Here is a 14,054-nt window from a genome sequence, read left to right as displayed (position 1 = left end):
AGGAGCGAACCATGGCGCTGCCGGCTGAACGACTCAAGACGCTGATCGAAGCGGCGCTGTTCGTTGCCGGGCGTCCGCTCAACGTCAGCGAGCTCAAGAGCAGCGTGCTGGCGGACTACCCGGTCACCAGCCGCTACGTGCAGCTGCTGCTGGCCGAGCTCAAACAGGATTACAGCGAGCGGGGGGTGGAGCTCAAGGAGGTCGCCTCCGGCTGGCGCTTTCAGGCCCGCCAGGAGTACGCCGAGGAGCTCTCGAGGCTCTGGAGCGAGCGGGCCCCGCGCTATTCGCGCGCCGTGATGGAGACGCTGACGTTGATCGCCTATCGTCAGCCCATCACCCGGGCCGAGATCGAAGCCATCCGTGGGGTGGCGGTCTCGAGCCAGATAGTGAATACCCTGAAAGAACGTGGCTGGGTGCGCAGCATAGGTCACAAGGAGGTGGTGGGTCGCCCGGAGCTGCTCGCCACCACCCGAGAATTTCTGGATTATTTTAATCTGCAGAGTCTGGAGCAGCTCCCCGAGCTTGATCCCGAACTGCAACCCTCGTTGTCCACTCTGACGTTGGCAGAGACGGGCAGCGATCAACAATCAGGTAACCCCGATGAGTGAAAAACTGCAAAAAGTGTTGGCCCGCGCGGGTCACGGCTCCCGTCGTGAGATGGAGGCCCTGATCACCGCAGGTCGGGTCAGCGTGGATGGCAAGGTCGCCACGCTGGGGGATCGCGTCGAAGTGAACGCCGTGATCCGGGTGGATGGTCACCAGGTCAAGACCCGCGCCGCAGAGGAAGTGATCTGCCGCGTGCTGGCTTACCACAAGCCGGAAGGGGAGATGTGTACCCGTCACGATCCGGAAGGTCGTCCCACCGTGTTTGATCGTCTGCCCAAGATGGAAGGGGCCCGCTGGATCGCGGTCGGCCGCCTCGACGTCAACACCTCAGGTCTGTTGCTGTTCACCACCGACGGTGAGCTGGCCAACCGCCTGATGCACCCGAGCCACGAAGTGGAGCGGGAATACGCGGTGCGTGTGTTTGGCGAGATCACCGAAGCCATGCTGCAGCGCCTGCGCAAGGGCGTGCAGCTGGAAGATGGCATGGCCAAGTTCAACAAGATCAAGCCGGCCGGCGGCGAGGGTCTGAACCAGTGGTTCAACGTTACCCTGACCGAGGGTCGCAACCGTGAAGTGCGCCGCCTGTGGGAGTCCCAGGAAGTGCAGGTGAGCCGCCTGATGCGTATTCGCTACGGCGACGTCAAGCTGGATCGCGGCATCCCGCGCGGCGGCTGGCAGGAGCTCAAACTGCCCGAGGTGAACTACCTGCGCGGCCTGGTCAACCTGCCGCCGGAGACCGAGTCCAAGGTCGATCTGCAGCAGGATGGCAAGGCCAGCCGCCACAAGCAGGCCGCCCAGATCCGTCGCGCCGTCAAGCGCCACAAGGAGATGCAGGGCAAGGAGCCGCGCGCCCGTGCCACGACCGCCCGTCGCAAGCCGCAAGCCTCGACCCGCAACTCCGGCACCGGCAGCAAGTAAGCGCCGCGTCGGCCGTCAGGTCGCACCATTCAAGGCCCGCCTCTTCGGCGGGCCTTTTCGTTGGCGCCTGCTGCGTCCGTTATTGTTCAATGTGCATGATTGCTGAATTAATGGGGCCAGGCAGGCGGCTGGCGGGGGCCGGGGTGGTTGCCCGGCGGGGGCGGGCTTGTTAGCCTTCCGGCACTGACACAGGAGATAATAATGAGCAAGGTACTTGATGAGCTGCTGGCGTTGCTGGCGCTCGAAAAAATCGAGGAGGGCCTGTTTCGGGGCCAGAGCCAGGATCTCGGTCTGCGGGCCGTGTTTGGCGGACAGGTAATGGGGCAGGCTTTGTCAGCCGCCAAGCAGACGGTGGCCAGCGATCGCCAGGTGCACAGCTTCCACTCCTACTTCCTGCGCCCCGGCGATGCCAACCGTCCCATCGTCTACGACGTGGAGAACATCCGCGACGGTCAGACCGTCTCCACCCGCCGGGTCAAAGCCATTCAGGGCGGCAAGCCCATCTTCTATCTCAACGCCTCCTTCCAGGTCGAGGCCGAGGGGTTTGAACACCAGATCGCCATGCCGGCGGGGATCACGCCCCCCGAGCAGCTCAAGAGCGAGCTGGAGCTGGTGCGCCCCTACGAGCAGCAGATCCCGCCCGCCCTGCGCGACAAGATCATGTGCGAGAAGCCCATCGAAATTCGCCCGGTGACCCTGGTCGACCCGATCCGCCCCGACGTGCACGAGCCGGTGCGCCACGTCTGGTTTAAGGCCAATGGTCAGATGCCGAACGATCAGCGGGTGCACAAATACCTGCTGGCCTACGCCTCCGACTTCCACTTCCTGTTCACCGCCCTGCAGCCCCACGGGGTGTCGTACTGGGAGCCGGACATGCAGGTGGCCACCATAGACCACTCCATGTGGTTCCACCGGGACTTCCGGCTGGACGACTGGCTGCTCTACGTGGTGGACAGCCCGAGCGCCAGCGCCGGTCGTGGCCTGGTGCGCGGCCAGTTCTTCACCCGCGATGGGGTGCTGGTGGCCAGCACGGCCCAGGAGGGGGTGATCCGCCGCCGCGGGTGAGTGCCGCTACGACCATAAAAAAACGGGAGCCAATGGCTCCCGTTTTTTTATGGTCGTCTTGCTCTATCAGGCCGCGTCCTGCTCGGCGCTGAGCGCTGGCTCGTCGCTCTGGGCGAAACGATCGGCCCACAGGGCGATGACGCCGTCGCCGGTGACGTTGCAGGCGGTACCGAAGCTGTCCTGGGCCAGGTAGAGGGCGATCATCAGGGCGATGGAGGCCTCACCGAACCCCAGCATGGAGGTGAGCAGGCCCAGTGCGGACATGACGCCACCACCCGGGGCACCCGGGGCGGCAATCATGATGACACCCAGCATCATGATGAAGGGCAGCATGGTGCCGATGCCCGGAATGGCCAGATGCTCGGAGAGGAACATCACGGCGGTGGCGCAGGTCACCAGGGTGATGGTGGAGCCACACAGGTGAATGGTGGCGCACAGCGGCACGGTGAAGTTGGCGATGCCGGCGCTCACGCCGTTGTTCTTGCTGGCCTGCAGGGCGACCGGGATGGTGGCGGCGCTGGACATGGTGCCAAGGGCGGTGAAGTAGGCCGGCAGCATGTTCTTGATCAGCTGGGCCGGGGAGCGGCCCAGGGCCAGACCGGTGCCGACGAACAGCACGGAGAGCCAGAGCCAGTGCATGATGATGGCCATCACCAGCACCACGCCGAAGGTCTTCAGGGTGGCGAAGACGGTGCCTTCCACCGTCATCTCGACGAAGACGCCGGCGATGTAGAACGGCAGCAGCGGGATGATCACCTTGGCCAGCAGGCGGTCGATGATGTCGCGGCCCTGATCGGCGACCCGGCGCAGATCGGTGGCCTGGGTGGCGCTGATGCCGATGCCGAACACGAAGGCGGCGGCCAGTGCCGACATCACCCCGAACAGCGGCGGGATCTCCAGATTGATGTAGGAGGTGAGCTTGATGGCGCTCTCGGCGGTGGACTCGGCGGCGCTGGTCAGACGCGGGATCAGGTTGCTGGCCACGGTAAAGGCGAACAGCCCCGCCAGTATGGTGGAGCAGTAGGAGAGGGCGACCGTCTTGCCCAGCAGCTTGCCGGAGTTCTTCGGCAGGCTGGCGATGCCGCTCATGATGAAGAAGAGGATGATGAGCGGAATGGTGAAGGTGATCAGCTGACCTATGACTGTCTTGGCCGTAAACAGCACGCGTGCGACCCATTCAGGGGCGTAGAGACCGAGCAAGAGACCGGCGAGGATGCCGGCAACCAGTTTGAGGACAAGTTTCATAAGTAAATCCAGGTGTTAGTGTCTGATTTGTTATTTAATTTTGATTTTAATGCCGCTTTTTAACACAAAATCCGCATCATGTCTGTCGTAGGTGCGTTAATGTCGAGTTAAATATTGTTAAATGTGATCGTGGTGGTGATAGCCACTGGCCAGGTTATCGCGGAGTGTCGCGGGTGATTAATTTGGTGCGGCCCTTCAGCTGCGAAGCAGCAGGGCGTGCAGCCAGCGGCCATCCGTCTGCTCGCTCTCCCAGCACTGCTGCAGTTGCAGCGGCAGCGGGGCGATGTGCCGGCGCAGCCCCTCCTCATCGAGTCGGGAGAGGCGATCTTCGGCTAAGGGAGGGGCGGCCTCAGGGGTGCCGTCGCTGGAGGCAGGCTGGCCACTGGGGTGGGGAAAGGCGCAGTAGAGCGGCCCGGCAGGCTTGAGCAGGCCAGCCAGGTGCGCCAGCGCCTCGCTGAGCTCGCTGGCCGCGAGCAGCGGCAATGCCCCGCGCGCCCAGATGCCGTCATAGGGCACCACGCTGCGCAGCTGATCGATGCGGCAGACCCGCACCGGCTGGCCGCTGCGCCGCGAGGCTACCCTGGCCTGTGCCAGGCGGGCATCGAAGGCCGTCACCACCAGCCCCTGCTGGCGAAAGAAGCAGAGATCGTCGCCTTCGCCGCAGCCCGCCTCCAGCAGATGGGCACCACAATGGAGCAAGGCCAGAAACTGCTGACGCGCGACGGACAGTGGGTCGGCTGAGGGGGTGGCAAGGGACATCGGCGGGCAATGGGGAGACGAACGGGACATGGCGGGCACTTTTTCGGGGACGCTACTCAGTTTTGGGGGCGTGACTATAGCAAATTTGAGCCAATTTGGCGCCGGGGCGCCAAAGGAAGGGGAGGATACTGGAGAGTATTTGCGCCGGCCAATGGACCCGTGCTGAGCGGCTGTGAGTCAGGTGCGGCGGGTGGCCGGGCCGCCGGACTGGGCGATCAGGGCGAACAGGTTGTCCAGCACAAAGTCGGCCTCCTGGCGCAAGTCGATGCGATCCGGGAAGTGCAGCCAGTTGATGATGTAGCCATCCAGGGTGCAGTGCAGCAGGGTGGCGGCCCGCTGCAGATCCAGCTCCCGCGGCAGCTGGCCGAGGCGCACCGCATTGCCCAGGGTGATCTCCAGATCCCGGAAGAAGTTGTTGGACTGGCTGCGCATGTGCTCGCGCAAGGAGATGGCCTCTCCCTCCAGCGACTCCAGGTTGAACAGTATGGTGAACATCTGCTGATGGGCGGGTTCGGTGCTTATCTTGATGATCACCCCCTTGAGGAAGCTGCGCAGCTTGCCGAGGGGGTCGGGCTCCTGCTCGGAGACGCAGGCATCGAGCTGGTGGGAGAGGGGCTGGCAGAGCTCCTCCCAGAGGGAGACGAACAGCTCTTCCTTGTTCTTGAAATGCCAGTAAATGGCGCCCCGGGTCAGCTCGGCGGCCCTGGCGATGTCGGTCAGGCTGGTCTTGGCCAGGCCTTGTGAGCAGAACAGATCCAGGGCCGTACTCATGATGTGGCAGCGGGTCTGCTGCGCCTCTTCTTTGGTTCTTCTGGCCATCTCTCTGCGCACCTTGTAAAAGTAAAAAAAGTCACTTACATACATTTATGAATGTATGTATATTGCCTCATCTTTCCAATTTTACCAACCGGGTCCTATAAACCCTGTGGTTTTTCATTGATAGACAGAGGCTCAGGTTTTTCATGCATAAACATATTCTCGCACGTTCAGTCGGCCTTGCGCTGCTGGCGAGCGGTCTGCTGACCGCTTGCGGCGAACAGGGCCCCGCCCAGCAAGGACCCGGTGCGATGCCGCCGGCCGCGGTGGATGTCGTCACCCTGCACACGGCGCCGTTGCAGCTCACCACCGAGCTGACTGGCCGCAGCGCCCCGCTGCGGGTCGCCGAGGTGCGCCCCCAGGTGAGCGGCATCATTCTCAAGCGCCTCTTTACCGAGGGCAGCGACGTCAAGACCGGTCAGCTGCTGTACCAGATCGACCCCGCCGTCTATCAGGCCGCCGTCGCCAGTGCCAAGGCCAACCTGGCCAAGGCGCAGGCCAACGAGCAGAGCGCCCGCCTCAAGGCCAAGCGTTATGCCGAGCTGGTGAAGGTGAAGGCCATCAGCAGCCAGGAGTATGACGACGCCGACGCGGCCTGGAAGCAGCAGCTGGCCGAGATCGGTGCCGCCAAGGCGGCGCTGCAGAGTGCCAACATCAACCTGGCCTACACCCGCATCACGGCCCCCATCAGCGGTCGCATCGGCAAGTCCGCGGTGACCGAGGGGGCGCTGGTGACGGCCCAGCAGGCCGACAGCCTCACCTCCATCCAGCAGCTCGATCCCATGTATGTGGACGTGCGCCAGTCCACCGCCGATCTGCTGCGCCTCAAGCGCCAGGTGGCGGCCGGCAAGCTGACCCAGGACGAGCAAAAAGGCGCCCGGGTGAGCTTCCAGCTGGAAGATGGCTCCACCTACGGTGAAGAGGGCTCGCTGCAGTTCTCCGATGTGACCGTGGATGAGACCACCGGCATGGTGACCCTGCGGGTGATCGTCCCCAACCCTCATCAGCTGCTGCTGCCCGGCATGTTCATGCGTGCCACCCTGCAGGAGGGCGAGCGCGCCGAAGGGCTGTTGGTGCCGCAGACCGCGGTGACCCGTACCCCGAAAGGCGGCGCCACCGTGATGGTGGTGACGGCGGACAACAAGGTGGAGCTGCGTGAAGTGCAGCTGGGCCGCATCGTCGGCAGTGACTGGGTGGTGGAATCTGGTCTCAAGGCGGGCGAACGGGTGATCGTCGCCGGCCTGCAAAAGGTAAAACCCGGGGTTGTCGTGGCGCCGGCTGAACAGGGCGCCGCTGCGCCGTCTGCCCAGGCGCCGGCCAATGCCCCGGTCAACAAGTAGGATGGAGTAGTCGCCTCATGGCACGATTTTTCATAGACAGACCCATTTTCGCCTGGGTGATCGCCCTGGTGATCATGCTGGCGGGCAGCCTGGCGATCATAGGCCTGCCGGTTGCCCAGTATCCGAGCATTGCGCCGCCCGCCGTGGGCATCTCCGCCAGCTACCCGGGGGCCTCCGCCAAGACGGTGGAAGACTCGGTGACCCAGATCATCGAGCAGAACATGACCGGGCTGGATCACCTGCTCTACATGTCCTCCCAGTCGGACTCCTCCGGCCGGGTGTCGGTCACCCTCACCTTCCAGCCGGGAACCGACCCCGACATCGCCCAGGTACAGGTGCAGAACAAGCTGCAGCAAGCCATGTCGCTGTTGCCGCAAGAGGTGCAGCAGCAGGGGATCCGGGTCCAGAAGACCTCCAGCAGCTTCCTGATGGTGGCCGCCTTCATCTCCAAAGATGGCGCCATGACCAACGATGACCTGGCCGACTACGTGGTGGCCAACATCAAAGAGCCGCTCAGTCGTCTGGACGGGGTAGGGGACATCACCTTGTTCGGCAGCCAGTACTCCATGCGGGTCTGGCTCGATCCCAACAAGCTCAACCGGGTGCAGATGACCCCGGGGGATGTGCAGGCCGCCATCAAGGCGCAAAACACCCAGGTGGCGTTTGGCAAGCTGGGAGGCACCCCGGCGGTGACCGATCAGCAGTTCACCGCCACCATCATGGGGCAGACCCGGCTATCCACCGTGGCGCAGTTCAACGACATCCTGCTGCGGGTGAACCAAGACGGCTCCAAGGTACGGCTCAAAGACGTGGCCCGGGTCGAGCTGGCCGGTGAAAGCTACGATGCCGAGGCGCTCTACAACGGGCAACCTACCGCGGCGGTGGCCATCAAGCTGGCGACCGGTGCCAACGCGCTGGATACCGCCGAGAAGGTGCGCAGCAAGCTGGGCGAGCTCTCCGCCTACTTCCCGGCCAACATGGAGATCGTCTACCCGTACGACACCACGCCGTTCGTGAAGATCTCCATCGAGGAGGTGGTGCAGACCCTGGTGGAGGCGATCTTCCTGGTGTTCTGCGTCATGTATCTGTTCCTGCAGAACTTCCGCGCCACCCTGATCCCGACCATAGCGGTGCCCGTGGTGCTGCTGGGGACCTTCGGCGTCATGGCGGCGTTCGGCTTCTCCATCAACACCCTGACCATGTTCGGTCTGGTGCTGGCCATCGGTTTGCTGGTGGATGACGCCATCGTGGTGGTGGAGAACGTGGAGCGCCTGATGAGCGAGGAGGATCTCTCTCCGCTCGAGGCGACCCGCAAGTCTATGACCCAGATCACCGGCGCATTGGTGGGGATCGCCCTGGTGCTCTCGGCTGTGTTCGTGCCGATGGCCTTCTTCGGTGGCTCGACCGGTGCCATCTATCGCCAGTTCTCCCTCACCATCGTCTCGGCCATGGTGCTGTCGGTGCTGGTGGCGCTGATCCTGACCCCGGCCCTGTGCGCTACCCTGCTCAAGCCCATCAAGCATGGCGAGTTCGGTGCCAAGCGCGGTTTCTTCGGCTGGTTCAACCGGGCCTTCGACGCCAGCGCCAACCGCTACCAGAGCGGGGTGCGCAAGGTGGTCAAGCAAGGGGTGCGCTACGGCATCATCTACGCGGCCATGCTGGCGATACTGGCCATCCTGTTCATGCGCATGCCCACCTCCTTCCTGCCGGAAGAGGATCAGGGGGTCATCATGTCCATGGTGCAGCTGCCGGTCGGTGCCACCAAGCAGCGCACCGAGGTGGTGCTGGCCGACATGCGCGACTACTTCATGAAGAACGAGAAGGACAATGTCGACTCCGTGCTGACGGTGGCGGGCTTCAGCTTCGCCGGTAGCGGTCAGAACAGCGGCATGGCCTTCATCAAGCTGAAAGACTGGAAGGAGCGCAACACGCCGGATCGCAGTGCCAATGCCATCATCGGCCGCGCCATGGGCTACCTGTTCAGCATCAAGGAAGCCCAGGTGTTCGCCTTCAACCTGCCTCCGATCCCAGAGCTCGGGACGGCCACCGGCTTTGACTTCTATCTGCAGGATCGGGCCGGTGTGGGCCACGACAAGCTGATGGCGGCGCGCAACCAGCTGCTCGGCATGGCGGCGCAGGATCCCAACCTGGTGCGGGTGCGCCCGAACGGGATGGAAGACACCCCCCAGCTCGACATCAAGATCGACTACGAGAAGGCGCTGGCGCAGGGGCTCTCCATCAGCGACATCAACAGCACGCTCTCCAGTGCCTGGGGCTCTGCCTATGTGAACGACTTTGTCGACAGAGGCCGGGTCAAGAAGGTCTACCTGCAGGCGGATGCCCCCTTCCGGATGAACCCGGAAGATCTCAAGCTCTGGTACGTGCGCAACAGCGCCGGTCAGATGGTGCCCTTCTCCGCCTTTGCCAGCACCGACTGGAGCTTCGGCTCGCCACGACTGGAGCGTTACAACGGCGTACCGGCGATGGAGATCGTCGGGGAAGCGGCACCGGGCAAGAGTACCGGTGACGCCATGGCCGCCATCGAGCAGATGGTGAAGCAGCTGCCGGAAGGCATCGGCATCGAGTGGACCGGTCTCTCCTATCAGGAGCGGCAGGCGGGCTCCCAGGCACCAGCTCTGTACGCCATCTCGCTGCTGGTGGTGTTCCTCTGTCTGGCCGCCCTCTACGAGAGCTGGAGCATTCCGTTCTCGGTGATGCTGGTGGTGCCGCTCGGGGTGCTGGGGGCCATTGTGGCCGCCACCCTGCGTGGGCTGGAGAACGATGTCTACTTCCAGGTAGGTCTGCTTACCACCATAGGGCTGTCGGCCAAGAACGCGATTCTGATCGTGGAATTTGCCAAAGAGCTTTATGACAGGGGCATGGGGCTGAGCGAAGCCGTGGTGGAGGCGGCGCGCCTGCGTCTGCGTCCGATCCTGATGACCTCGCTCGCCTTCATCCTCGGCGTATTGCCGCTGGTGATCAGTACCGGCGCCGGCGCCAGCAGCCGCAACGCCATCGGTACCGGCGTGATGGGGGGGATGATCAGTGCCACCGTGCTGGCCATCTTCTTTGTGCCGCTGTTCTTCGTGCTGGTGATGCGCTATTTCACCAAGCACAGCACCAAGCAAGCGCGTCTGGCCCACGCCGAGGAGATCAAACATGACTAAGACCCTGATCGCCTTGAGCGTGACTCTGCTGTTGGGGGGCTGTTCCATGGCCCCCGATTACCAGCGCCCCGAGCTGCCACAAGGCGCCACCTGGCAGAGCAACCAGACGGGGGAGGCGGCCGTCTCCTCCTGGCGCAAGCAGTTCCTCGATCCCGCCCTGCAGCAGTTGATCGCCACGGCCCTCGAGAACAACCGGGATCTGCGTATCGCGGCCCTCAACGTGGAGGCCTACGAGGCCAGATACCGGATCCAGCGGGCGGCACAGCTGCCGACCCTGGCTGCCAATGGCTCGGGTACCCGCCAGCAGGGATCGGACGATCTCAGCAGCACGGGGCAGGGCACCATCAGCAGCCAGTACGGCGCCAACATCGGCATCACCGCCTACGAGCTGGACCTGTTCGGCCGGATCCAGAGTCTGAAAGATCAGGCGCTGGAGACCTATCTGGCGCAAATCGAGACCCAGCGCAGCACCCAGATCGCGCTGGTGGCCTCGGTGGCCAACGCCTATCTCACCCTGCTGGCGGATCAGGAACTGCTGGCGCTGAGCGAGGCGACCCTGGCCACCGAGCAGGAGAGCTATGGTCTGACCGAGCACAAGTACCGGCTGGGGGCCGCCTCCGAGATGGAGCTGGCTCAGGGCCGTACCGCGCTGGAGAGCGCCAAGGTGAGCCTGGCCCAGTACCAACGGCAGGTGAAGCAGGATCGCAACGGCCTGGCGCTGCTGCTCGGGACCGGCGTCCCCGCGCTGATGACCGAGCCGGCGACCCTGGCCGAGGTGCAGCTGGCGGCCATCCCGGTAGGCGCCCCATCCAGCCTGCTGCAACAGCGCCCGGACATCCTGGCGGCCGAGCACAGCCTGAAAGCGGCCAATGCCAATATCGGCGCCGCCCGTGCGGCCTTCTTCCCGACTATCTCGCTGACCGCGACGGCGGGCACCGCCAGCAACCAGTTGAGTGGGCTGTTTGACGGTGGCACTGGTACCTGGACCTTTATGCCGCAGATCAATCTGCCGATCTTTGACGGTGGCAAGCGCATCGCGGATCTGGATGTAGCCGAGGTGAGCACCAAGCAGGCGGTGGCGAGCTACGAGAAGAGCATCCAGACCGCTTTCAAGGAAGTGGCGGATACGCTCGGCGCCCAGGCTGACTATCAGCAGCAACTGCAGGCCCAGCAGGCGCTGGTGAAGGCGAGTCAGACCTACTTCAAGCTGGCAGAGGTACGCTACGAGAAGGGGGTGGACAGTTATCTCACCCGGCTCGATGCCCAGCGTTCGCTGTTCAGTGCCAAACAAGGGCTGATCACTACCCGTCTGGCGCAGCTCAGCAACCAGGTCGCGCTCTACAAGGCCGTCGGCGGTGGCTGGCAAGCTGCCGATAGCGAGGGTAGCAAAGGAAAAAGCTGACAGTAGCCACACTTCCCTCCTTGCGTTATCTTACCGTCCCAGGGCGAACCATCAGGTTCGCCCTGTTTGTTTGCTGTAAAAACATATACATATGAAGCCCAAGTGACATAATACGTCGTGCAGACAGAGTTGTGATCGGTATCAGACTCTGGTGGAAGAGCTGAATTTTTACGTGTGCGGCGGGGGGCAATTGTAAGAAAGTGTTACGTGTCTCCATCCGGATTGGCAAAAAGTGGCGGTCTTGTGAGCGCGCTCCGTACTAATGCGTTGCTTGTCACTATTTTTACTTTTGAATCCGGCTGGCAACGACCTTTTTGGCCTCAAAGGAGGCTTTGTTGGTGGTTGGCAGATCATCTCCTTCTGCTGGAAGAGCAGAGAACCGCTACGGGAGAGGGCGTAAATCGCTTACTTCAGGAAGGGTTGTTATGGCTGTTCAAGCGGCCAGGAAAGGCGCTAAAATCCGGACTTTGCCCTTGGGGCATGGCAACGATTGACGGCGGTTTTTTTGTAAACTGGCATGTTCAATGTGCAAGAGAAATCGCACTTTTGTCATCAGGGAGCGGTGACAGAATTTTCCCAAGCTGGAGGGCGCTATGGCCAACAGCACACACAATCCGGTCAAAAGCAGCAATCTGGGGGCTGTAACCCAGGGGCGGTAGCTATTGTCTTTTTCGTGGTTGGTGTCAGAAATCCGCCATTTGAGCGAGCATTTTCACCACTATGAACAATGGTAACTGGTTCAAAAAGAACCGAATTTCTATTACTTTTCAAGAGCATAACTATGAAGATTCTTGTCACTGGTGGCGCAGGCTTTATCGGCTCGGCGGTTGTTCGTCATATCATTCGGGATACCAACGATTCAGTTATCAACCTCGATAAACTCACCTATGCGGGCAACCTGGAATCCTTGGCCTGTGTCGCAAACAGTGAACGTTATGCCTTTGAGCAGGTGGATATCTGCAACCGTGCCGAACTGGATCGGGTGTTTGCCCAGCACCAACCGGACGCCGTGATGCACCTGGCGGCCGAGAGCCACGTCGATCGCTCCATCACAGGCCCTGCCGACTTCATCGAGACCAATATTGTCGGCACCTACATGCTGCTGGAGGCGGCTCGCGCCTACTGGAACGGTCTGGACGAGGTACGCAAGGCGGCCTTCCGCTTCCACCACATCTCCACCGACGAGGTATATGGCGACCTGCCCCATCCGGATGAAGTGGCCCCCGGTGTGGCACTGCCGCTCTTTACCGAAACCACCCCCTATGCCCCCAGCAGCCCCTATTCTGCCTCCAAGGCCTCCAGTGACCATCTGGTGCGTGCCTGGCGCCGTACTTACGGCCTGCCGACCATCGTCACCAACTGCTCCAACAACTACGGCCCGTTCCACTTCCCCGAGAAGCTGATCCCGCTGGTCATCCTCAATGCGCTCGATGGCAAGCCGCTGCCTGTCTATGGCAAGGGCGATCAGATCCGTGACTGGCTCTATGTGGAAGATCATGCCCGCGCGCTCTATACCGTGGTCACCACTGGTGTGATCGGCGAGACCTACAACATCGGCGGTCATAACGAGAAGCAGAACCTGGACGTCGTTCATACCATCTGCGATCTGCTTGACGAGATGGTGCCCAAGGCCGGCTCCTACCGCGACCAAATCACCTACGTGGCCGACCGCCCTGGCCATGACCGCCGTTATGCCATTGACGCCAGCAAGATGAGCGCCGAGCTCGCCTGGCAACCGCAAGAGACCTTTGAATCAGGTATCCGCAAGACAGTGCAGTGGTATCTGGATAACCAGCAGTGGGTCAACAATGTCAAGAGCGGGTCCTATCAATCCTGGATCGATCAGCAGTACGGGGAGAAGAAGTAATGAAAGGCATTATTCTGGCAGGTGGTTCAGGCTCTCGTCTTCACCCCATCACGCGTGGCATTTCCAAGCAACTGCTGCCGATTTATGACAAGCCGATGATTTACTATCCCCTCTCGGTGCTCATGTTGGCAGGCATCAAGGATATCTTGATCATCACGACGCCCGAGGATTCGGAAAGTTTCCAGCGCCTGCTTGGCAACGGTGAGCAGTTCGGCATCAATCTGCAATACACGGTTCAACCGTCACCGGACGGACTGGCCCAGGCCTTTATTCTGGGTGAGGAGTTCATTGGCCAGGACAGCGTCTGCCTGGTGCTTGGCGACAATATCTTTTTTGGTCAGGCCTTCGGCAAGCAGTTGCAAAAAGCGATAGCCAATCAGGAAGGTGCTACCGTCTTCGGTTACAAGGTCATGGATCCCGAGCGCTTTGGCGTCGTTGAATTTGATGAAGAATTCCGTGCCAAGTCCATTGAGGAAAAACCGGTAAAACCGAAATCGAATTGGGCTGTCACCGGTTTGTATTTCTATGACAACTCCGTCATCGAGATCGCCAAGAGCATCAAACCATCCGAGCGTGGTGAGCTCGAAATCACCAGCGTCAACCAGGCATATCTGGATCGTGGTCAGCTGAAGGTAGAACAGCTTGGCCGTGGCTTCGCATGGCTTGATACCGGTACCCATGACTCTCTGATTGAAGCTTCTCAGTTCGTGCAAACCGTTGAAAAACGTCAGGGATTCAAGATCGCATGTCTTGAAGAGATTGCGCTTAACAATGGCTGGTTGAGCCGTGACCAGATCAAGGCTATTGGCAATAGTATGGCAAAAACAGGTTATGGAAAATATTTGTTGAGTCTGATCAAATAAGAGATA

At 61.7% G+C, this 14,054-nt stretch carries 11 protein-coding genes; 8 read left to right on the top strand and 3 right to left on the bottom strand.

Annotated features, from left to right (window positions below; all coding sequences use genetic code 11):
- The first annotated feature begins 11 nt into the window (after positions 1-11).
- The 3 genes from scpB to tesB all read left to right on the top strand — a co-directional run bounded on the left by scpB (position 12) and on the right by tesB (position 2,589).
- The gene (gene scpB, locus I6L33_RS19115; protein ID WP_017780785.1) at positions 12-608 is read left to right on the top strand and encodes an SMC-Scp complex subunit ScpB; all 597 of its coding nucleotides are present in this window, start codon (positions 12-14) and stop codon (positions 606-608) included.
- A complete protein-coding gene (rluB, locus tag I6L33_RS19110) occupies positions 601-1,524 on the top strand; it encodes a 23S rRNA pseudouridine(2605) synthase RluB (RefSeq protein WP_005302885.1) in 924 nt (307 codons plus the stop codon). The genes scpB and rluB overlap by 8 nt, the downstream gene beginning before the upstream one ends.
- A gap of 201 nt (positions 1,525-1,725) precedes the next feature.
- Positions 1,726-2,589, top strand: a complete 864-nt coding sequence (gene tesB / locus I6L33_RS19105) for an acyl-CoA thioesterase II (RefSeq protein ID WP_216973124.1) — start codon at positions 1,726-1,728, stop codon at positions 2,587-2,589.
- Between the two features lie 66 nt (positions 2,590-2,655).
- On the opposite strand, the gene I6L33_RS19100 is transcribed toward tesB, so the two are convergent.
- From I6L33_RS19100 to I6L33_RS19090, 3 genes are all read right to left on the bottom strand, one after another.
- Positions 2,656-3,834: a dicarboxylate/amino acid:cation symporter gene (locus tag I6L33_RS19100; protein ID WP_216973123.1), complete on the bottom strand. Its 1,179-nt coding sequence runs from the start codon at positions 3,832-3,834 to the stop codon at positions 2,656-2,658.
- Positions 3,835-4,029: 195 nt separating this feature from the next.
- Positions 4,030-4,533: a bifunctional 2-polyprenyl-6-hydroxyphenol methylase/3-demethylubiquinol 3-O-methyltransferase UbiG gene (locus I6L33_RS19095; RefSeq protein ID WP_216974150.1), complete on the bottom strand. Its 504-nt coding sequence runs from the start codon at positions 4,531-4,533 to the stop codon at positions 4,030-4,032.
- 237 nt (positions 4,534-4,770) lie between these two features.
- Positions 4,771-5,412 (bottom strand): TetR family transcriptional regulator, encoded by a 642-nt coding sequence (locus tag I6L33_RS19090; protein ID WP_041203640.1) that lies wholly within the window; start codon positions 5,410-5,412, stop codon positions 4,771-4,773.
- A gap of 143 nt (positions 5,413-5,555) precedes the next feature.
- On the opposite strand from I6L33_RS19090, the gene I6L33_RS19085 reads away from it, so the two are divergent.
- The 5 genes from I6L33_RS19085 to rfbA all read left to right on the top strand — a co-directional run bounded on the left by I6L33_RS19085 (position 5,556) and on the right by rfbA (position 14,048).
- A complete protein-coding gene (locus tag I6L33_RS19085; protein WP_216973122.1) occupies positions 5,556-6,749 on the top strand; it encodes an efflux RND transporter periplasmic adaptor subunit in 1,194 nt (397 codons plus the stop codon).
- Between the two features lie 17 nt (positions 6,750-6,766).
- Complete coding sequence (locus I6L33_RS19080; RefSeq protein ID WP_216973121.1) at positions 6,767-9,916, top strand: efflux RND transporter permease subunit; 3,150 nt, start codon at positions 6,767-6,769, stop codon at positions 9,914-9,916.
- A complete protein-coding gene (locus I6L33_RS19075; RefSeq protein WP_216973120.1) occupies positions 9,909-11,318 on the top strand; it encodes an efflux transporter outer membrane subunit in 1,410 nt (469 codons plus the stop codon). Before I6L33_RS19080 ends, I6L33_RS19075 begins: the two co-directional genes overlap by 8 nt.
- Positions 11,319-12,099: 781 nt before the next feature.
- A complete protein-coding gene (gene rfbB / locus I6L33_RS19070) occupies positions 12,100-13,185 on the top strand; it encodes a dTDP-glucose 4,6-dehydratase (RefSeq protein WP_216973119.1) in 1,086 nt (361 codons plus the stop codon).
- Positions 13,185-14,048: a glucose-1-phosphate thymidylyltransferase RfbA gene (gene rfbA / locus I6L33_RS19065; RefSeq protein ID WP_010633428.1), complete on the top strand. Its 864-nt coding sequence runs from the start codon at positions 13,185-13,187 to the stop codon at positions 14,046-14,048. The genes rfbB and rfbA overlap by 1 nt, the downstream gene beginning before the upstream one ends.
- The last annotated feature ends 6 nt before the right edge of the window (positions 14,049-14,054 follow it).

The sequence above is a fragment of the Aeromonas sp. FDAARGOS 1403 genome (genome assembly GCF_019047325.1).
GTDB classification, from domain to species: domain Bacteria; phylum Pseudomonadota; class Gammaproteobacteria; order Enterobacterales; family Aeromonadaceae; genus Aeromonas; species Aeromonas dhakensis.
This window is presented reverse-complemented; position numbering and strand designations above follow the sequence as displayed.